15 protein-coding genes are annotated in these 18555 nt (G+C 46.7%); 11 read left to right on the forward strand and 4 right to left on the reverse strand.

What is annotated here, in order from left to right; all coding sequences use genetic code 11:
- Nucleotides 1-68: 68 nt before the first annotated feature.
- Complete coding sequence (locus DDZ15_RS04305) at nucleotides 69-944, reverse strand: DUF58 domain-containing protein (protein ID WP_109645242.1); 876 nt, start codon at nucleotides 942-944, stop codon at nucleotides 69-71.
- Nucleotides 945-1211: 267 nt separating this feature from the next.
- Between DDZ15_RS04305 and DDZ15_RS04310 the strand changes: the two genes are divergently transcribed.
- The 5 genes from DDZ15_RS04310 (at nucleotide 1212) to DDZ15_RS04330 (ending at nucleotide 6537) form a co-directional block, all read left to right on the forward strand.
- Nucleotides 1212-1427: a hypothetical protein gene (locus DDZ15_RS04310; RefSeq protein WP_158278617.1), complete on the forward strand. Its 216-nt coding sequence runs from the start codon at nucleotides 1212-1214 to the stop codon at nucleotides 1425-1427.
- 185 nt (nucleotides 1428-1612) lie between these two features.
- Entirely contained in the window at nucleotides 1613-2725 is a 1113-nt protein-coding gene (gene ald / locus DDZ15_RS04315; RefSeq protein ID WP_109645246.1) for an alanine dehydrogenase, read from the forward strand.
- A gap of 117 nt (nucleotides 2726-2842) precedes the next feature.
- Nucleotides 2843-3070, forward strand: a complete 228-nt coding sequence (locus tag DDZ15_RS16595) for a hypothetical protein (RefSeq protein WP_146198510.1) — start codon at nucleotides 2843-2845, stop codon at nucleotides 3068-3070.
- 570 nt (nucleotides 3071-3640) lie between these two features.
- On the forward strand, nucleotides 3641-5179 hold the full coding sequence (locus tag DDZ15_RS04325) for a glycoside hydrolase family 32 protein (RefSeq protein WP_158278618.1): 1539 nt from the start codon (nucleotides 3641-3643) through the stop codon (nucleotides 5177-5179).
- A 20-nt stretch (nucleotides 5180-5199) separates the two neighbouring features.
- Nucleotides 5200-6537, forward strand: coding sequence for a sugar porter family MFS transporter (locus DDZ15_RS04330; RefSeq protein ID WP_109645252.1), 1338 nt, complete (start codon nucleotides 5200-5202; stop codon nucleotides 6535-6537).
- A 1132-nt stretch (nucleotides 6538-7669) separates the two neighbouring features.
- Here DDZ15_RS04330 and DDZ15_RS04335 read toward each other — a convergent pair.
- The gene (locus DDZ15_RS04335; protein ID WP_109645254.1) at nucleotides 7670-9451 is read right to left on the reverse strand and encodes a DUF2207 domain-containing protein; all 1782 of its coding nucleotides are present in this window, start codon (nucleotides 9449-9451) and stop codon (nucleotides 7670-7672) included.
- Between the two features lie 594 nt (nucleotides 9452-10045).
- The gene (locus DDZ15_RS04340; RefSeq protein ID WP_109645256.1) at nucleotides 10046-11257 is read right to left on the reverse strand and encodes a PQQ-dependent sugar dehydrogenase; all 1212 of its coding nucleotides are present in this window, start codon (nucleotides 11255-11257) and stop codon (nucleotides 10046-10048) included.
- Nucleotides 11258-11997: 740 nt separating this feature from the next.
- On the opposite strand from DDZ15_RS04340, the gene DDZ15_RS04345 reads away from it, so the two are divergent.
- Both DDZ15_RS04345 and DDZ15_RS04350 read left to right on the forward strand, forming a co-directional pair.
- A complete protein-coding gene (locus DDZ15_RS04345) occupies nucleotides 11998-12480 on the forward strand; it encodes a hypothetical protein (RefSeq protein WP_109645258.1) in 483 nt (160 codons plus the stop codon).
- 75 nt (nucleotides 12481-12555) lie between these two features.
- Nucleotides 12556-13062 (forward strand): YciI family protein, encoded by a 507-nt coding sequence (locus tag DDZ15_RS04350; protein ID WP_199222876.1) that lies wholly within the window; start codon nucleotides 12556-12558, stop codon nucleotides 13060-13062.
- 11 nt (nucleotides 13063-13073) lie between these two features.
- Here DDZ15_RS04350 and add read toward each other — a convergent pair whose 3' ends face one another.
- Nucleotides 13074-14066, reverse strand: a complete 993-nt coding sequence (gene add, locus DDZ15_RS04355) for an adenosine deaminase (protein WP_109645262.1) — start codon at nucleotides 14064-14066, stop codon at nucleotides 13074-13076.
- A gap of 169 nt (nucleotides 14067-14235) precedes the next feature.
- On the opposite strand from add, the gene DDZ15_RS04360 reads away from it, so the two are divergent.
- From DDZ15_RS04360 to DDZ15_RS04375, 4 genes are all read left to right on the forward strand, one after another.
- The gene (locus tag DDZ15_RS04360; RefSeq protein ID WP_109645264.1) at nucleotides 14236-15963 is read left to right on the forward strand and encodes a carbon starvation CstA family protein; all 1728 of its coding nucleotides are present in this window, start codon (nucleotides 14236-14238) and stop codon (nucleotides 15961-15963) included.
- Between the two features lie 131 nt (nucleotides 15964-16094).
- On the forward strand, nucleotides 16095-16598 hold the full coding sequence (locus DDZ15_RS04365; RefSeq protein ID WP_109645266.1) for an NfeD family protein: 504 nt from the start codon (nucleotides 16095-16097) through the stop codon (nucleotides 16596-16598).
- A gap of 3 nt (nucleotides 16599-16601) precedes the next feature.
- Nucleotides 16602-17537: an SPFH domain-containing protein gene (locus tag DDZ15_RS04370; RefSeq protein ID WP_109645268.1), complete on the forward strand. Its 936-nt coding sequence runs from the start codon at nucleotides 16602-16604 to the stop codon at nucleotides 17535-17537.
- Nucleotides 17538-17539: 2 nt separating this feature from the next.
- Nucleotides 17540-18469, forward strand: a complete 930-nt coding sequence (locus tag DDZ15_RS04375; protein ID WP_109645270.1) for an SPFH domain-containing protein — start codon at nucleotides 17540-17542, stop codon at nucleotides 18467-18469.
- The last annotated feature ends 86 nt before the right edge of the window (nucleotides 18470-18555 follow it).

Raw genomic sequence — 18555 nt, forward strand, 5'->3', positions numbered from 1 at the left:
ATTTAATATGCTAATGCCTGGATAACTGCAGAGATACCGTAAAAGGCGGGATCTGTAATGCAAGGGGCTCAGTAACGGCCGATTCGCCGCTGAAAGAAACTCACCAGGGGCTGTATGTAGGACTCGTTGGTGAAGACATGAACGGTATCCATTTTATTTTTCAGAAAGTATTCCTTCAGCTTTTCCTGCTCTTCCAACACGTTTTTTCGATAGCTTTCTCTGACAGCCTTACTGGAGGTGTCAACAAGTTGCTGCGTATTGGTTTCAGCATCAACAAGCGGAATAATCCCAACATCCGGTAGCTGCTCTTCCAAACGGTCGTGAACCACCAGGTTTACAAGATCGTGTTTCTGGGAGGTGATTTTGTGCTGCTTTTCGAACTCCCTGTCCTCAAAGTCGGATGCCAGCACGATAATGGATCTTCGGTTCAGAAGACGGTTTACATAGGCCAGAGCGTCACCGATGGATGTGCGGCTTCCGGATGGTTCGGTTGTGTAGAGTTCGCGGATCAGCCTCAGTACATGTGTTCTCCCTTTTTTGGGAGGCACCACCTTTTCAATTTTGTCGGTAAATAGTACCAGCCCCACCTTGTCGTTATTTTTGATAGCGCTGAACGCAAGTACCGCACAAATTTCGATGGATAGCTCCATTTTGGTCTGTGAACGGCTGCCAAAGAAGCCGCTGGGAGAAATATCGACGCAGAGCATAAGGGTTTGCTCACGCTCCTCTTCAAACACCTTTATGTAGGGTGAACCGTTTCTGGCCGTTACGTTCCAGTCGATTTGACGGATATCATCCCCATAGGTGTACTCGCGTACTTCAGAAAATTCCATTCCCTGTCCCTTGAAGGCTGACTGATACTCACCGCCAAAGATATTATTTACAAGCCCTTTCGTGCGAATTTCAAGTTTTCGGATTTTTTTCAGGACTTCCTTGGATATCATCCGTGCAGAGGTAGAGATTGAGATTTAAGCGTTACAGCTTGCAAACGTGTCATGATAGGTGTTATTGACCGAGTGATTCAACTTTATTTTCATCCCTTCACAGCCAGTTCTCAATACAGCACCAGACACCTTAACAGTAGCTTAACAGTGTCATAACCTTTCGTTAAGGTCCTTTTTACATCATCAAAGTGAGAAATTCACAGAAAAATGATTATAGGCGGGGATTTTAACAGTAAATGCAGGAAACTGTTGCTTAAAGCAGGTGAAATGGCCGGTTTTGAACCGGGCGTACCTCTCAGGGTGGATAAATTAAATGCAGACCTGAAACTTGATCGCAATGAAATGAAAAGCTACCTGGAGTATTTAAGCGACCGCGACTTGATCCATTTAAAATCCATTGGCGGCCCGCTTCTCTACGGGCATATTGAACTCACCAAATCGGGCGTAAAGAAAGCAGAGGATCTCCGTAAGAAAAACAACTGATGCCTTTCCAATATCCCACGTAAGTTGATTATAATAATTATCTAACTCGCACTGCAGGAGTGTTTTAGGATGTAATGTCTATAATTAATTTATAACCCGTCTTTTTTTCGAATCCAGATCAAATCTTATTCGAAAGTTTGCTACCTTTCTGCCGCATTTTTATACGAATAAAAAGGATTTGAAAGATGATTATTGGAGTTCCAAAAGAGATAAAAACACATGAAAACCGTATTTCACTGCAGCCCGGGGGCGTGCTTCAGCTAAACCGAAACGGTCATGAGGTATTGGTTGAAAAAGGCGCCGGTGCTGGAAGCGGTTTCACGGATGAGATGTATGTTGAGCGCGGGGCAACCATTGTTGAGGATGTTGAGGAGATCTGGCAAAAGGCGGATATGATTATGAAGGTGAAAGAGCCTATTGCAGAGGAGTATCCGCGCATGAGAGAGGGACAGATCATCTTTACCTATTTTCACTTTGCGGCCAGCCGGGTGCTTACAGAAGCCGTGGTTAAGTCCAAATGCATTGCCATTGCCTATGAAACGGTTGAGAAGAAGGACGGTTCACTGCCACTATTGGTGCCAATGAGTGAAGTTGCGGGTCGTATGGCGGCCCAGGAAGGGGCTAAGTACCTGGAGAAGGCAACAGGCGGGCGCGGTGTACTGATGGGTGGTATTCCCGGAGTACCGCCGGCCAATGTGCTGGTTCTGGGCGGTGGCATCGTGGGTGTCAACGCAGCCAAGATCGCGGCCGGAATGGGTGCCAACACCACCATTCTGGATATCAATATTCCAAAATTGCGTTATCTGGATGACGTGATGCCTAAAAACGTTCGAACGCTTTACTCAACCGAGGGGGCAATACGGAATCTTCTGCCAACTACCGATTTGATTATTGGTGCGGTTCTGATTCCGGGTGCCAAGGCCCCAAGTCTCATTCGACGCGATATGTTGAGAGAGATGCGTCCGGGTACCGTGATGGTTGACGTAGCCATCGACCAGGGAGGCTGCTTTGAAACATCGAAACCAACCACACACGCCGACCCCATTTACGTCATTGATGAGGTGGTACACTACTGTGTGGCCAACATGCCCGGAGCGGTTCCCTACACGTCAACGCTGGGTCTTACCAACGTCACCCTGCCGTATGCGGTCCAGATTGCCAACAAAGGGTGGAAAGAGGCGCTTGCAGACGATCCGGAGCTGAAAATGGGACTCAATATTGCCGACGGCAGGATTGTGTACGAGGATGTGGCCTCCGCATTTGATATGGATTATACGCCCATTGAGGATGTGATGTAAGTATTTAAAAAGGGCAGGAGTAGGCGGTTAGTTTTATATTTCTACATTCTGAAGAAAAGTAATTAGAAGCAGATTACTTTTACTTCAGATCTGAAAGGCTAATGAATCTACAAAACTATGTCTGCTTTCAGTCAAAACGGTTCTTTTCATTTCAATCAACACCGGGACATCTGGGTCCCGGTTTTTTTCACTTCTCTTTGGTCCTTGTTCTTTTTCTGTCCATACTCCTTTGCTTACTATCCGGGGTTGCTCATGCCCAAGATCAACGCAATGGCGCTGAACGGCTGCTTCAAAGGAGTGACAGCAGCAGAACAGATAGCAGATTTCCTGAAATCAGAGAGCTGACGGAAGGTTCTTTTAACGGCGGCCTGAATCTTACAATTCCGGATCTGATTAAGGGAAGGGTGCCCGGAATCGGCCTATATAAAGAGGCGGCGATCCCAACGGGACATCACATACATGCTGAGAGGTCACAGGTCATTTCAGAATAACACCCCGTTGAAAGTGGGGGATGGCATGATTCTGAATTCCCCTAAGCCATTCACCGGGTTGCCTTTAAAAAAGTTACGGATTTTATCTACTTTAAATGAAGCTGCGGCAGAGCTTTGTACTGACATATGAAAGATCTCTGTAATATCCGTAATCGTGGATTAACGTACCTGCATGAATCATCTTTTCATGCCTATATCACGGTTATCATATGCCGGATGAATCGGCTGCTTGTGAACCGTTTACATTCGGCTATTCAGGCTTATTCAATAACCATTTCCGATAATTCTTTAATTCGACATGTTAAATAAACACCATTCCAGGCTGCTTTATATCTTACAAAGCAATAATAAAAAAAACATTTGTTCTGCCGCCTTTTCAATGTTCCTTCTGCTTTTGATTTGCGTACTCCCTTCATGCAGCCAAATGGATGACTCTGAGGTCGGTTATGATGCAGAACTAATCAATCAACACCTCACTGCAGATGTCACTTTTGAGGAGAAGTACAGGCCACAGTATCACTACTCCCCTAAAATCAACTGGATGAACGACCCGAACGGGCTTGTTTACCATCAGGGTACATGGCACCTTTATCATCAATATAACCCTTTCGGCACCCGGTGGGGCTATATGAGCTGGAATCACGCAACCAGTACCGATCTGATACACTGGGAGCATCGTCCCGTTGCCATACCATACGGGCAGGATGAGGAGGAAGGAATATTTTCGGGAAGTGCGGTGGTCGATCACACAAACAGCTCGGGTTTTGGTGATGGAAACGGTGCGCCGATTGTAGCGGTCTACACCAGTGCCTACGGAGGGGAGGAACCCTACCAGGCACAGTCGCTTGCCTACAGCACCGATGGAGGGATCACCTTTACAAAATATGAAGGAAATCCGGTATTGACATTTGAGGACCCCAATTTCAGGGATCCGAATGTGAAATGGGATGCAGTTAATGAACGCTGGCTGATGGTCGTTGCGCTTCCATTGCAGCATAAGGTTCAGTTTTATGCATCCGATAATCTGATTGACTGGGAGTACCTGAGCGACTTTGGTCCGGCGGGTGCAACCGGGGGCATCTGGGAATGCCCGGATCTGTTTCCGCTGGCGGTTGACGGAGATCCGGATCGCATAAAATGGGTGCTTCATGTTGATATGAATCCGGGCGCCATTGCAGGCGGGTCGGGATCGCAGTTTTTTGTGGGTGACTGGGACGGAACCCGTTTTACGGCTGATCCTGAGTTTTCGGAAGAAGATGTAATTTGGGCCGATTACGGTACCGACTACTATGCGGCGATCAGCTGGAACAATGTGCCGGAAGATGACGGTCGAAGAATTATGATTGGTTGGATGAACAACTGGGATTATGCGAACGAGATACCTACCTCGCCCTGGAGAAGCGCCATGTCGCTGCCCAGAACCGTGGAGCTGAATGAGAAGAATGGAAAAGTATGGATTATCCAGCAGCCTGTCGCAGAACTGGAACAGCTTCGTTCAGGCACCAGCAGAATTGGTCGCGTTTCGCTGAACAGTAACATTGAGGATGCTGAAATTTCAGGGAAATCCTATGAACTTTTGATGGAGATTGACCCGGGCAATTCCACGCTGGCAGGAATAAAGGTACGAAGTGGAAACGGTGAAGAGACAATCATAGGGTATGATTCATCAACCGAAACCGTATATGCTGATCGAAGTATTTCAGGCGACGTAACCTTTCATGAAAGTTTTGTGCGCACGAGCAGGGCACCGGCTCGCCTGATTGATGGAAAGGTGAGGCTGCGTATTTTTGTGGATTGGTCCTCCGTGGAGATATTTATAAATGACGGAGAGTCTGTAATAACCAAGCGTATCTTTCCGGAGCCTGAAAGTACAGGCATCCGGTTTTTTGCCGATGGGGGAGAAGCTAAGTTTACCAATATTGAGTTTCATGAAATAAAGTCGATATGGGACAATCAACCATAGTCATCCTTGAACCCTGATCTATGAAAAATCATCGAATATTCTTTTGGGCAATTACCTCCGCTTTGGGCGGATTCCTGTTCGGCTTCGATACGGCCGTTATCTCAGGTGGTGAACAGAATATACAGCTCATGTGGCAACTGAGCGATATCATGACCGGTCAGATGGTAGCCATGGCGCTTTATGGTACAATTATCGGGGCGATATTCGGCGGAGTGCCTGCCCAGAAATTCGGCAGGAAATTGTCTCTGATAGGTATTGCAGCACTCTTTCTTGTTTCCGCAGCGGGTTCAGCACTGGCTCCCGAAATCTATTCGCTGATGTTTTTCCGGTTTATCGGCGGGCTCAGCATCGGGGCTTCCTCCGTGGTTGCACCGATGTACATATCGGAAATTGCCCCCGCTGAGCAGAGAGGCAAGCTCACTGCGATGTTTCAGTTCAATATCGTGCTCGGCATTCTGATCGCCTATTTCTCCAATTATCTGATTGGCTCCGGAGATGTAGAATCCTGGCGCTGGATGCTGGGAGTGGAAGTGATACCCGCCACGCTGTTCCTGGTGATGGTATTTACGCTTCCCGAGAGTCCGCGCTGGCTCATCGTTGCCAAAAACAGGGTGGAAGAAGCACGAAAAACCCTTGCCATCATCAATCCCGACACGGTGGAAGAGTCGGTGCGTTCCATTCGCGAAAGTGATACCCATCCGGGGAGGGCCGCAAAAATCAGCGAGTTTTTTACAAAGCGATACAGTTTTCCCATTATCCTGGCATTTCTCTTTGCTTTTTTCAACCAGGTGTCCGGCATCAATGCGATCATTTACTTTGCCCCCAGGATCTTTGACCTGACCGGCATGGGTGCGGACGCGGCCCTGCTCTCCAGCGTTGGAGTTGGGGTAGTCAACCTGGTTTTTACCATGCTAGGGCTTTTGCTGATTGACAGGTTTGGCAGGCGTTTTCTGATGTATATCGGGTCTTTTGGATATATTATATCGCTGTCGGCGATTTCCTGGGCCTTTTTTACAGAGACATTTACAGGGCTGCTGGTGCCATCGCTGATCTTTCTCTTTATCGCATCGCACGCCATAGGGCAGGGCGCCGTGATTTGGGTGTTCATCTCCGAAATCTTCCCCAATGCGGTGCGTTCATTCGGAAATTCGCTTGGCAGCAGCACGCACTGGGTCTTTGCAGCTTTGATTGCGGGTAATTTTGTCTATATCGAAAGCCTGTTTGGCGGCGGACCCATATTTGCCTTTTTTGCCTTTATGATGTTTCTGCAGCTGCTGTTTGTATGGAAAGTGATGCCGGAAACAAAAAATGTATCCCTGGAAGAGATGGAGGAGAAGCTGGGGATAAGAAACGGGTGAACGGGAAAACAGATTAACAGACGAACATCCAACCGAGCTCCGGGCCGTAGGGGATTCTCACAATGTGAAACAGAATAATCGATCATTCGAACAACCGATCAACTAACCAACCGAACGACCGGCCAGATGAGTAATCAACAGCTAAACAGCGCATTTTAATGCTGATTGATGAAATGTGATATGCACCCTTAGAAATATAATTTGATGGCACATGGTTTGGACCGCTTAATCCCTGCAGCTTCCCGTAACGCCAGAGGCGTTAAATATCATTAGCCCGGTGCGAAGCGTCGGGTTGTATGAAGGCCGCAATTTGAACCCCGAGGCGGGATGTTAATCAACGCCCAGATGCAGCTCGAGGGGCAATTGGCAGCAACGTGCAGAGGCTGGCTCGGATCCCGGAATTGTCTGCAACCTCCGGAATTCATTTTGCAATTTTTCAACGATCCAGCCCGGAGGTCGGGCCTTTGGCGCCCTTTGGGCTACCGATCATATGTTCCTCCGGAACATAGCAATCGATCAACCGTGCAACCGATCAACTAACCAACCGAACGACCGGCCAGTTGAGTATTCAACAGCTAAACAGCGTATTTTAATGCTGATTGATGATATGCGATATGCACTCTTAGAAGTATAATTTGATGGTAGATGGTTTTGACCGCTTAATCCCTGTGGCCTGTAGCTAGATGCCTGCAGCTTCTCGTAACGCCAGAGGCGTTAAATATCATTAGCCCGGTGCGAAGCGCGACGTTGCATGAAGGCCGCGAATTGAACCCCGAGGCGGGATGTTAATCAACGCCCAGATGCAGGTCGAGGGGTATTTGGCAGCAACGTGCAGGGGCTGACACGGATCCGTGAATTGCCTGCAACCTCCGGAATTTATTTTGCGATTTTTCAACGATCCAGCCCGAAGGTCGGGCCTTTGGCGCCCTTTGGGCTACCGATCAAATGTTCATCCGCAACATGGAGAACAGAGCTCCGGGCCGAAGATGATTCTCACGAAGTGAAACCCAAAAAGCAGATTCGATTGAGCGTCGATTTTCTCCCCCGATGTTTCTTTTCGAATCACTTTTCATTTCTCACTTTTGCCTTTTGCCTCAATTACTGTTGGCACAAACAAACTGAACTCCGTCCGTCATCCCGCACCGCTCGAGGCGCCGCCGCCGGCTGAACCCATGGATGCACCCGTTCCTCCAACCGACCCGGTATAGCTGGACCCGCCGGTGGCCGCCAATGAAGAAATTGATTGCGATATGCTTGCCGGGGATGAAGTTGAACCTGAATAGAGAATTATCCAGGGGAGATACATCGATATCAACGAATCATCTGCAGACTGTAGCAGATTTTCGATCTGTTTCGGGCTGAGCCCGAATGCTGTGGCATAGATAAAATGCCGGTCGAGCATATCCATTCGGATCGTGCGTTTATCTGCATTTTGGAGTCCTTTTTTATAGGCTATCCAGCGTTTATACATTGCCTGGCCCTCTTCCGTTCTGCGTTTGATTAAGAATGACATGGGCAGCATCACTCCGGAAACAATAAGTGCGGCAAGTGCTATATCTGCCTCATAAAATAACAGATAGACAGAGGCCGCCACCAGAATAGCCTGGAGAAAAATATTCAACAAAACACCTTTTGTACTTTCCTGGTCAATCCAGTTATGGCCGTCATACACTTTACGAATCTCTTTTTTCCAGTCACTGAACCACTTGTTAACTTTAGTCGGGCTTTCACTAAACAGCTTTTTGATGGTTACAGAACCGAACCGGATTCGGTCATCCACAAAGCGATAGACCATCATTTCCCATTCGGCGAGATCGCGGCTTTTTTCGGGATCCTGTTCTTTATCTGTCCGTTCAATGAGGAATTCGGAATCTGATGTTGAAAAAATGCCTTTTTTCTCACTTTCTTTTTCTCTGATTTTAAAATACCCTCTCCTTGACAGATCAAAAATGGTAGCCAATATATGGCCCTGAGTGGTAATACTGTTGCTCAGGAGCTTTCCGACAAGGGCCGGGGGTGTTTGATCCGGAAGCATCACGGTTTCTCGTTCACTGATGAAATTGGTTTTAAACCTTTTTCCGTATCGGTTATACAGCAGAACAAAAAAGAGGATACTGAATACGATAATCAATGCCGTTACGGGCCGTGCTACGGAATTTATCCACTCCTGATATTCCGCACGTTCCCTTAACCTGGATTCGCGTTCCTGTTCCTCTCTGATTACATTTGCAAGAGTCAGTTCCGGTTCATTCAATCTCACATTACCGTCATCAAACAGTACACGCGGAAAAAGGAACCGGAAACGGGCAGACTGATTTCTGGAAATTCTATTTGTGTTGATGGTTATGAGCCCGTCAGGCGACTTTGTGGTCATATGGTCCGGTTCCAGCCTGTCCCATACATACATGGAATCGGGTGAAACGGGCGAGGGAAGGGAGACCTCGAGTGTGAAGTTTTCGGTTGACCTGTTGCGCCCGGACGCAAGATAATTCCAGAAAAATTCAACCCACTCTTCCCCGACAATCAGGGCCCCTTTCAGGTCATACGATATCGAAAATGTTCTGGATGTGTCCTCGGCTGCATAATGCCACTTGATTATTATTCTGCTGTCAGACTCCGAAACGCTAAAGGTACCTGGCTGCTCAGAATTGTCATTTCTGTATGACTCAGGCCCTTCAGAAACCCTGATATTTGTAATGGAGTCAAAGCCACTTCTTGAAAAGCGGTGATCTGCCCAGCTGAATGACCCCTCAAATACATACGTGAGATGCTCTGTGATTCGTACGGTACCGTCTTCAAGCAAAACGGTTTCTATACGAATTTCCGGAATGCTGTAATCGTTGGCTTCCGCAGATCGATACAGCAAAACTGAAAATAACATGACCAATGCCGGGAAGAGAATGTATCTCCGCATAATGTTAAAAATATTTGGGTTCCAACTACATCTCTTAAGTGTACGAGAGAATCTGGAAAAAGATATAAGAAATTAAATCATGATGTTAATGAAATCGAATCGAATGGATGTTTCACTGAATCTACTATGAATGGGATTCATCTGATAAGATCAATGGAGGTTATTAAGCGGGATTACATCAGGAATATCAGCCCTCAGTGTACAGATACGGGTAATGGCATGTATACGCTTTAAACAGAGCTCGTCAACTTGTCAGAAGAACCTAGACTCGGGACGCTGCAGACCGGAATTCTTACTGAAAACAAACCAGACATCCGGCTGTATGAAATAGGAGGGTCCGAGGTGGGCTAGTGCGAAAAACCACTCAACTTTCCTAATAGATCCGGTTTTTTCTGATGTGTGATTGAAGATTAGGGAATAGTGATCTCTGAGGAAAGCACAACTTTGCAGCCTTCATGAAGAGTGTTTTCACTTTTCACTTTTCATTTTTGCCTTTTGATTTCCGCCTGGAACTGCTACACTATAGCCCTGACCTACTGAACCTTGTACCCCTGTATCATAACTGAATTGTTGGTTCGGGTTTTAAAAAACGGATCAGTCCAAAGCTTCCAGAATGGCGCTGCCCGGCCGATAGATTTGCCCATTGAAAGCACACAGATAGAGCTCATTGTTCTGATCGGTTCCGAATGATGATATGTTGAGGCTCGTGTCAATGAGTTCTGTATTCACAGGGTTGGCGGGATCTGAGGCATCCAGAGCCCAGATTCGACCGGATACAAAATCACCGTAAATATACAACCCTTCCAGGCCTGGCCACTTGTCACCGCGATAAACATATCCTCCGGTAACGGATCGATCACCTGAGGTGTGGCTGTATTCAAAAAGGGGCAGTTCCAAACCGGTTTTGTCGCACGAGTCTCCGGAGGGATAGCACGCCGAGCCTTCCAGAATATTCCAGCCGTAGTTTTTTCCGTTTTCAATGATGTATATCGACTCGCGGCTGTTCTGGCCCACGTCAGCAGCCCACAATTCACCGGTATCAGCATCAAAGCTGAACCGCCAAGGATTGCGTAAACCCCACGCATAAATTTCTTCCCTGTAACCCTGATCATTATTTATGAAGGGATTATCGGATGGAATCCCGTATTCATTCCCGTTTTGCGGATTATCCACATCAATTCTCAGCAAGGCACCCAGCAGTGTCGACCGGTCCTGTCCATTGTTTTCCGGGTCGCCGCCGGATCCGCCGTCACCGGATGAGATATAAAGATACCCGTCAGGTCCGAACTCCAGATGTCCGCCATTATGATTGCTAAAGGGTTGTTCGTATGTAAGGAGTATCAATTCTGAATCCGGATTTGCCTGATTTGGATCGCCGGAGGAAACAGAAAACCTGGATATTACGGTCCGATCGGGCCCTGATGCGGTGTAATTGACATAAAAATAGCCGTTGGATTCAAAATCCGGATGGAATGCCAGGCCCAGCAGGCCCTGTTCATTTCCGGAGTCATTCACACGGCTTTCCAGATTCAAAAAGGTTGATCGCTGTTCGGTATCCGGATCATTTTCAAAAACGGATATCACGCCCCGCTGCTCAACAACAAAAAGGCGGTTGGTTTGATCACCCGGGTGGAGAATGCGCAGGGGCCGGTCGAAACTCAGATTTGGAAAAGCAGGCACAATGGCCTCTTCAGAATCATCACCGTTGTCAGGAGGGTCGTTGGTGTTATCGGAATCCGTCATGGATTCGGTTCCGCACGCCGCAAAAAACAGGAGGGAGATAAACAAATAGAATATTTTTTTCATATCGGTTGGCAGGTTAAAGTTGGGCTGTCCATTTGGATGAACGGTAAAAATGGATCGGTCGTCTGTCTTTAGTCTGAATTATTCATAATGAGTAAAAAAGTATTTGAATAAAAAGAGTTGATTTGGCGACAAACATGCAAATTAACCCTGAAAAACGCAGATTGTTTCTGAAAAAGAGCCAATCCGGTCAAAGGTTAAAACTCTATGATCCAAAAGTTTCCGGTAGCGGGATCTCTGTTAATTTTGATCTCAGATTATTCATTGCCATTTGCAAATAGAGAGTACACAGTTTCAGGAATGATGCACGAATAGGCAGGCGGGGTCTTTAATTTGTTCTTATGGGTCGTAACGTAGTACGCACGTATAAAACGAATTATAGCCGGATTCCTATAATATCCACCATTGCGTATGAAATTTATTATACCATTAATAATTCATGGTTTATGGATATATGTGAAAAAATGCATGTTTCCGTTTTCAACTGGTAAAATCCATTTGATTCTGAGCAAATTGATCCGGCCCGGATCAGTCTGACCCGATTTATAGAAAACGCATAATCTTCATAACTTAAAGCAAGGCAATGGTATGAAGAAAACATCAAATAAACTTCTAAACCCATGGTATTGCCTGTGAAATGGTAGTATAGCGATTGTATTAGATAAATCTAATCAATTAACCGGCAGATTATTAATAACATATTCGCACAAAGAGACTATTGGCTATTACACAACATTTGCAAAATGACTACACGGGGCTACATACGTGCCTGTCTCGTTCTGATTACCGTATCTGTTTTTTTAACGGGTTGCAGTCAGAACAACAACCAGGATGCATCACTGCGGAAAGCAGGTGGCATTGGTCTGTCAGAATCTTCTCTTGTACTCAATAACCCGGTTATCATTTACCTCAGTGAAGAGGATATCCTTACAGAAAATCGTTTTTTACACTCCGTTAACTGGGAGTTGAGACAACCCAGAGATTATTCAGTTGCCAGGGTTACAACCACTGCTTTATCCCAGGCGCTTTATGTCGATATCTTCTACAGTTGCGGGCAACTTTCGGATAACAAGCGACTGGAGCCTGACGAGGATTTTATTACGGATTATGTCGAGTGGCCCTGTTCTGATGTTATGGAAACGCGAATGGAAGCCGTAACAGGTGACACAATTGCCGTTTATGAGTTTGAGATCGATATACCTTTCCTGAATACATTAAGTGACTAGTTCCAGCCTTCCCTGAATCCGGCATTTTCAATAGTCCGGTTTCCGACATTCAACCTCAACTCAATAAACAACCCGATGAAGAGTGTTTTTTTCCAAATCGCGATGGTTTCCTTCCTGGTACTCTTCTTTACAATGTGTACCGATGAACAGCGAACCACCAATGAGCACCGGATAACCTCTTCCGATTCCAATGCTGTTGCATACGACAGCAGCCTTGCCGCCAGGTTGGGAGCTGATGACTATGGTATGAGACGTTACGTAATGGCATTCCTGAAAGCAGGTCCAAACCGATCGCAGGACCCTGAAGAAGCTGCGGAACTGCAGCGTGCACACCTCGATAATATCGCCAGGCTTGCTGAAGATGGGAGTTTGATTGTTGCGGGACCGTTTCTGGATGATTCAGAGATCAGGGGTATATACATTTTTGCTGTTGAAACAGTTGATGAAGCAAGAAAACTGTCTGAAACAGATCCGGCAATACAGGCGGGAAGCCTGGAGCTGGAACTTCATCCCTGGTACGGTAGCGCAGCCCTGATGCAGCTGGGTGAGGTTCATAAACGAATCAGCAAGGAAGCCCCTTAAATTGCCGTCTCTCAGCCGTCATAGGCTTGAATCAACCGATTTCTGATTGATTTCTTTACTTCATCGGGTGCAAAAGCGTGTCGTATTGCTTCCAGGTTACACCTTTTAAAATGCTCAATTTGCCAATTGAAATGCATTTCAAGCTTTTGGTACTCTTCTGCCAGGGTTACATCCGATAATGTACGGCCATCCGTGTTGATACTCATCGATATCCCATGATGGTATATTTTATCAATGTTGTGGTTGCGGATATCGGAAAACACATTTGTCTTGATATTGCTGGTGGGACACACCTCGAGGTGAATGTCTTTGTCAACAAGCCTTTTTACAAGGGTTTTCTCTTCAAGGCTTCTTACTCCATGCCCGATTCTGTGCGGCTTCAGCCGGTTAAGCGTTTCCGTTACGCTGCCTGTTCCACAGGCTTCGCCGGCATGTGATGTGCAGGGAATCTGATAATCATGAGCCAGCTCAAATGCTTTAACATGGCTATCAATCGGATAACCCGCTTCATCTCCCGCCATGTCAAATCCGCAAACCCGGGTTTCATCAATAAATTGATGCACCAGTTCGACGGTTTTAACACTCTGCTCTTCTGAGAAATGCCTGAGCGTACAAAGAATGATGCCGGCTTCAATGCCTGTACTCTGTACACACTCTTCGGTGGCATCCGCCACGGCCTGAACTACTTGTACTGCAGTAAGTCCCTCCCGCAAGTGCAGCAGGGGGGCAAAACGAATTTCAGCGTATAGTACACGATCCTTTTCAAGCTGAAGGAAAAGGTCCTCAACCACCAGTTTTAGATTTTCTGACGTCTGCATCAGCCTGATCGCGCTTTCCGCGCTATTGATATATTCGGTAAGGTCAGCACAGTTTCCTTCAATTTTATACTCTGAATTATATTTCTGACGCGTAGTGCCCGGTACCAGTGTTTTCACCACGTTGTAACTGAGCGAGCAGTCGAGGTGCAGGTGCAATTCAATTTTTGGGAGTTTGGTATAATCCATGTATCTGTTCAGAATTCTGATGAAGGAAGTTAAGGTATGAAATACGAAAGCAACTTATCAGGTTAGTACATCCGTTCCTGCCCTGTTAAAGCGGGCAGTTGCATACAGCTGCTAATTTTGCTATATCTTTTTGTTCTTACCTGAAACGGAAACAGCACTACAGTTATTTATGTCAGGAAGCCTGGTTGCAGCACTATCTCTGATACTCTTTTTTGTTGGCTACAGGTTTTATTCAAAATTTCTGGCTGAAAAGATATTCAGGCTGGACCCGGGTTATATGACGCCTGCGCATCGTTTTAATGACGGTGTGGACTACGTACCTGCCAATAAGTATGTGCTCTGGGGCCATCACTTCACTTCCATAGCAGGAGCCGCACCCATCGTAGGTCCCGCAATAGCCGTTTACTGGGGCTGGCTGCCGGCCATGCTTTGGGTTGTGCTTGGAACCATCTTTGCTGCGGGTGTTCACGATTTTGGGGTGCTGGTGCTTTCTGTCAGGAATAAAGGGCAGTCGATTGGTACGCTTGCGGACAAACTGATCGGAAAAAGAGCAAAAATCCTTTTCCTGTTTATCATTCTTGTTCTGGTATTGATGGTCAATGCCGTTTTTGCATGGGTTATATCCAATCTGTTTATATCCTTTCCGGCAAGCGTCATTTCCATTTTTATTCAGATCCCTCTTGCGGTCTGGATAGGCTACAGGGCCTATAAAAAGTCAGGCAGTATGCTGCTTCCGTCCGTATTTGTTCTCTTTGTGATGTATTTCGCGGCAATTATAGCGAGTTATGTGCCGGCCTTGCAGATCGACCTGGTCAGATATTTCGGCGGAGAGCAGAGCATAGGCCTCTTCGGGTTCAGCGGAGTTGAGCTTGCCTTTATTGCATGGATCCTGATTCTCATGGTATATGTTTATATCGCATCCACGCTTCCAGTCTGGAAGCTTCTGCAGCCGCGCGATTTTATCAATTCCCAGCAGCTGCTTATTGGTCTTCTGATTCTCTACCTTGGACTGTTCTTTTCTTCTCCGGAGATTACCGCACCCGACATCAATACAACAGCGGATGATCCGGGCTGGTTTCCTCTGCTTTTTATCACCATCGCATGCGGTGCTATTTCAGGTTTTCACGGGCTTGTATCTTCCGGAACTACGGCGAAGCAGCTGGATAAAGAGACCGACGCGCGTTTTATCGGTTATCTGGGCGCCGTCGGGGAGGGAAGTCTGGCACTAATCACCATCATTGCCGTTGTTACCTATTTCAATACAACCGGTGAGTTTCTGGATACCTACCATTCATTTTCAGGTGCAGGTGCTTCCGGATTGAACATATTTGTTCAGGGTGCCGCACAGCTTGCAACCGTTCTCTGGATTCCGCTTGAGGCAGCGCAGACGCTCATAGCCGTGATTGTGATCAGTTTTGCTGCAACCACGCTCGATACCTCCGTAAGACTGATGAGATATATTTTAAATGAACTGGGGGAGGAGTATGACCTCAAACCACTCAGGCACCTGCACGGTTCAACACTGATTGCGGTAGGTGCGAGTGCGGCTCTGGTGCTGATTCCGGAAGGTCCAAGAGGAGTAGGCTCGGGCGGATACCTGCTCTGGCCGCTGTTTGGAACATCAAACCAGCTGCTGGCCGCTATCAGCCTGATGATTGTAACCATCTGGCTGAAGCGCAACGGCAGAAGTATCATATATACACTCGTTCCCCTCATATTTTTGCTGTTCATGACGCTCTGGGCCATGAGCGAACAGGTAGTGTTTGAATGGTCCGGCCTTTCCGGCACCTCCGGGAGCAATATTCTGCTTTTCTCATTTGGATCTGTCATACTCGGCTTTGCCATCTGGATTTTAATTGAGGCATTGGTTTTACTGGGTAAAAACGAGAATCAATAGATAGGAGCAGGGTGTGATTGTCGGTAGATTGCAGCCATTCTTCAACAATTTGTAAATTATTTTATGAATGGCGGGATTTTTAATAATGAATTCCCTATCTATTCAAGAAACAAAACCCTGGACAAGATATTATGGATGTAGACGGGGAATTTCTGACCTGGCTTTTTCTGGCCGGTGGAATTCTACTTATGATTCTTGAGCTGGTCGTTCCCGGAGGCGTTGCCTTTTTTCTGGGGCTCAGCGGACTGGCTGTTGGCCTGCTTCGGTTCCTTGGCCTGTTGTCAGATCCGGTATGGGCAATCACAGCCTGGCTGCTAACGTCCATGTCTCTCACGATAGCCATCCGGCCCTTTATACGTAAGTATCTGAAGCCGGAATCATCGTTCAAACTGGCTGACGAGGATTATGAGGCGATGGACCAGATTGCGATTGTAACAGACGAACTGAATGATCGTAATAACAGCGGCAGGATACGGTTTGATGGCGTTACCTGGCAGGCACGTTCGATGGAGGGACGCATTCCGGCCGGTAAAGAGGTTGTTATTCGTCATCGCGAAAATACAACATGGATTGTTGAATCTATTGGAGGTTCAGAACTTTCATCTCAAAAACTTCAAAACCCGGAGAGGAACTAACACATGTGGTTTGTAACCTTATCATTCATAGCCTTTTTATATGTGATCCTGACAAGGCTTTTTATCATTGTCGAGATGCGCGAAGAGGTGATCCAGGAACGCCTGGGTAAGTACAAGAAAACCCTGAAACCGGGATTCCATTTTATGATTCCGTTTGTTGACCGGGCGGCCTATCGACAGGAGATGCGTGAACAGGTAATTGACGTACCGGGGCAAACCTGTATCACAAAAGATAATATTGAAGTGGTAGTAGATGGTATTGCCTACCTCAAGGTCATGGACTCTTACAAAGCGAGTTACGGGATTTCGAACTACAAAGCAGCTTCAATTAATCTTGCTCAAACAACCATGAGAAGTGAAATCGGTAAAATTACGCTGGATGACACATTTTCTGAGCGAGAGGCTATGAATGAAAACATAGTTCGCGAAATTGATAAAGCCGCCGGACCATGGGGGGTAAAAGTGATGCGGTATGAGATCAAAAACATCCGTCCGTCCAATGAAATTGTGGACACAATGGAAAAACAGATGGAAGCCGAGCGCCAAAAACGGGCTGACATTACTAATTCTGAAGGTTTCAGGGAATCGCGCATCAACGAATCCCAGGGAGAAAGAACGAGCCAGGTACTGATATCCGAAGCCGAGCGGCAGAAACGAATCAATGAAGCAAAGGGACGGGCCAAGGAAATTGAGCTGGTGGCAACAGCTACTGCTACCGGTATCAACCGTGTGGCTGAAGCAATAGCCAAACCGGGAGGAGCTCTGGCGGTTAAAACAAAACTGGTGGATCAATACATCGACCAGTTCGGGGAAATTATAAAAAGCAGTAACATATCCGTTTTGCCGGTTGAAACCGCAAACCTGAAAACATTTTTTGAGGGTGCAGCAGTTGTCAGCGATCACACTAAAAACAGGGCAGAAATTAAAGGGGAGAACTAAGTATGGATATTCTAAATCTTGTTAGTCAGGTACTGTTGGGTATTTTTGTGATTTATCTGACATATAAATTTCTGCAGGCAATCCGGATGGTGCCCAACCAGTATGAGCATATTGTTGAAAGGCTGGGTAATTATCATAAAACCCTGGGCCCCGGATTTCATGCACTGATTCCATTTATCGATAAGGTGGTTTACAAGCAGGATTTGCGGGAAGAAACCATTGAGGTAGAGCCCCAGGAGTGTTTTACAAAGGATAATGTAAAGGTTGAGGTTGACGGAGTAATCTATCTGAGCGTCATGGATTCAGTAAATGCCAGCTATGGGGTTACAAACTACCGATATGCCTCCGTTCAGCTTGCACAAACCACAACAAGATCCGTTATCGGGCAGATGGACCTGGATGAAACATTTGAGGAGCGTGCAAAAATGAGCATGGAGGTTGTCAAGGTTCTCGGTGAAGTAGAGCGTTTATGGGGTATCAAGGTGCACAGGTACGAGATCAAGAATATTGAGACTCCCCGGACGGTGCAAAAAGCAATGGAGCGGCAAATGACCGCAGAGCGTGAAAAACGTGCCGTTATTGCACGTTCTGAAGGACAGCGCGATTCAAAGGTTAATGATGCGCAAGGACGTAAGGAGGAGATTGTCAATATTTCAGAGGCTGAAATGCAGCGTAGAATTAATGAGGCTGAAGGTGAGGCCCAGGAGATTCTTGCCATTGCAGAAGCTACAGCAACCTCCATTGAGCAAATCGGAGAAGCATTAAGCAATCCGCATGGAAAACAAGCCATGAAATTACAGCTTCAGGAGAAGTATCTGGACGTTCTGAGCGGACTGGGCAAAGGTGAGAATCAGGTAATCCTTCCCAAGGATCTCTCAGACTTCGATGAAGTCGTCGACGGACTATCTCTGAGTGAACTGGATAGCAAGTAAGCGCCCGTTCAACAGTGTAGTTTGTTGAAGCGTACCCTCCGTCGGATTACGAAGGGTATGGGAGTATCGCCTTCAGGCGTGGAGAG

Origin of the sequence: Rhodohalobacter mucosus (assembly GCF_003150675.1) — a bacterium.
In the GTDB taxonomy this organism is placed as follows: Bacteria; Bacteroidota; Rhodothermia; order Balneolales; family Balneolaceae; genus Rhodohalobacter; species Rhodohalobacter mucosus.

Coding starts and splice junctions, on each gene's coding strand:
- DDZ15_RS04305 (WP_109645242.1), bottom strand. CDS start 944: ATGATATCCAAGGAAGTCCTGAAAAAAATCCGAAAACTTGAAATTCGC.
- DDZ15_RS04310 (WP_158278617.1), top strand. CDS start 1,212: ATGGCCGGTTTTGAACCGGGCGTACCTCTCAGGGTGGATAAATTAAAT.
- ald (WP_109645246.1), top strand. CDS start 1,613: ATGATTATTGGAGTTCCAAAAGAGATAAAAACACATGAAAACCGTATT.
- DDZ15_RS16595 (WP_146198510.1), top strand. CDS start 2,843: ATGTCTGCTTTCAGTCAAAACGGTTCTTTTCATTTCAATCAACACCGG.
- DDZ15_RS04325 (WP_158278618.1), top strand. CDS start 3,641: ATGGATGACTCTGAGGTCGGTTATGATGCAGAACTAATCAATCAACAC.
- DDZ15_RS04330 (WP_109645252.1), top strand. CDS start 5,200: ATGAAAAATCATCGAATATTCTTTTGGGCAATTACCTCCGCTTTGGGC.
- DDZ15_RS04335 (WP_109645254.1), bottom strand. CDS start 9,451: ATGCGGAGATACATTCTCTTCCCGGCATTGGTCATGTTATTTTCAGTT.
- DDZ15_RS04340 (WP_109645256.1), bottom strand. CDS start 11,257: ATGAAAAAAATATTCTATTTGTTTATCTCCCTCCTGTTTTTTGCGGCG.
- DDZ15_RS04345 (WP_109645258.1), top strand. CDS start 11,998: ATGACTACACGGGGCTACATACGTGCCTGTCTCGTTCTGATTACCGTA.
- DDZ15_RS04350 (WP_199222876.1), top strand. CDS start 12,556: ATGAAGAGTGTTTTTTTCCAAATCGCGATGGTTTCCTTCCTGGTACTC.
- add (WP_109645262.1), bottom strand. CDS start 14,066: ATGGATTATACCAAACTCCCAAAAATTGAATTGCACCTGCACCTCGAC.
- DDZ15_RS04360 (WP_109645264.1), top strand. CDS start 14,236: ATGTCAGGAAGCCTGGTTGCAGCACTATCTCTGATACTCTTTTTTGTT.
- DDZ15_RS04365 (WP_109645266.1), top strand. CDS start 16,095: ATGGATGTAGACGGGGAATTTCTGACCTGGCTTTTTCTGGCCGGTGGA.
- DDZ15_RS04370 (WP_109645268.1), top strand. CDS start 16,602: ATGTGGTTTGTAACCTTATCATTCATAGCCTTTTTATATGTGATCCTG.
- DDZ15_RS04375 (WP_109645270.1), top strand. CDS start 17,540: ATGGATATTCTAAATCTTGTTAGTCAGGTACTGTTGGGTATTTTTGTG.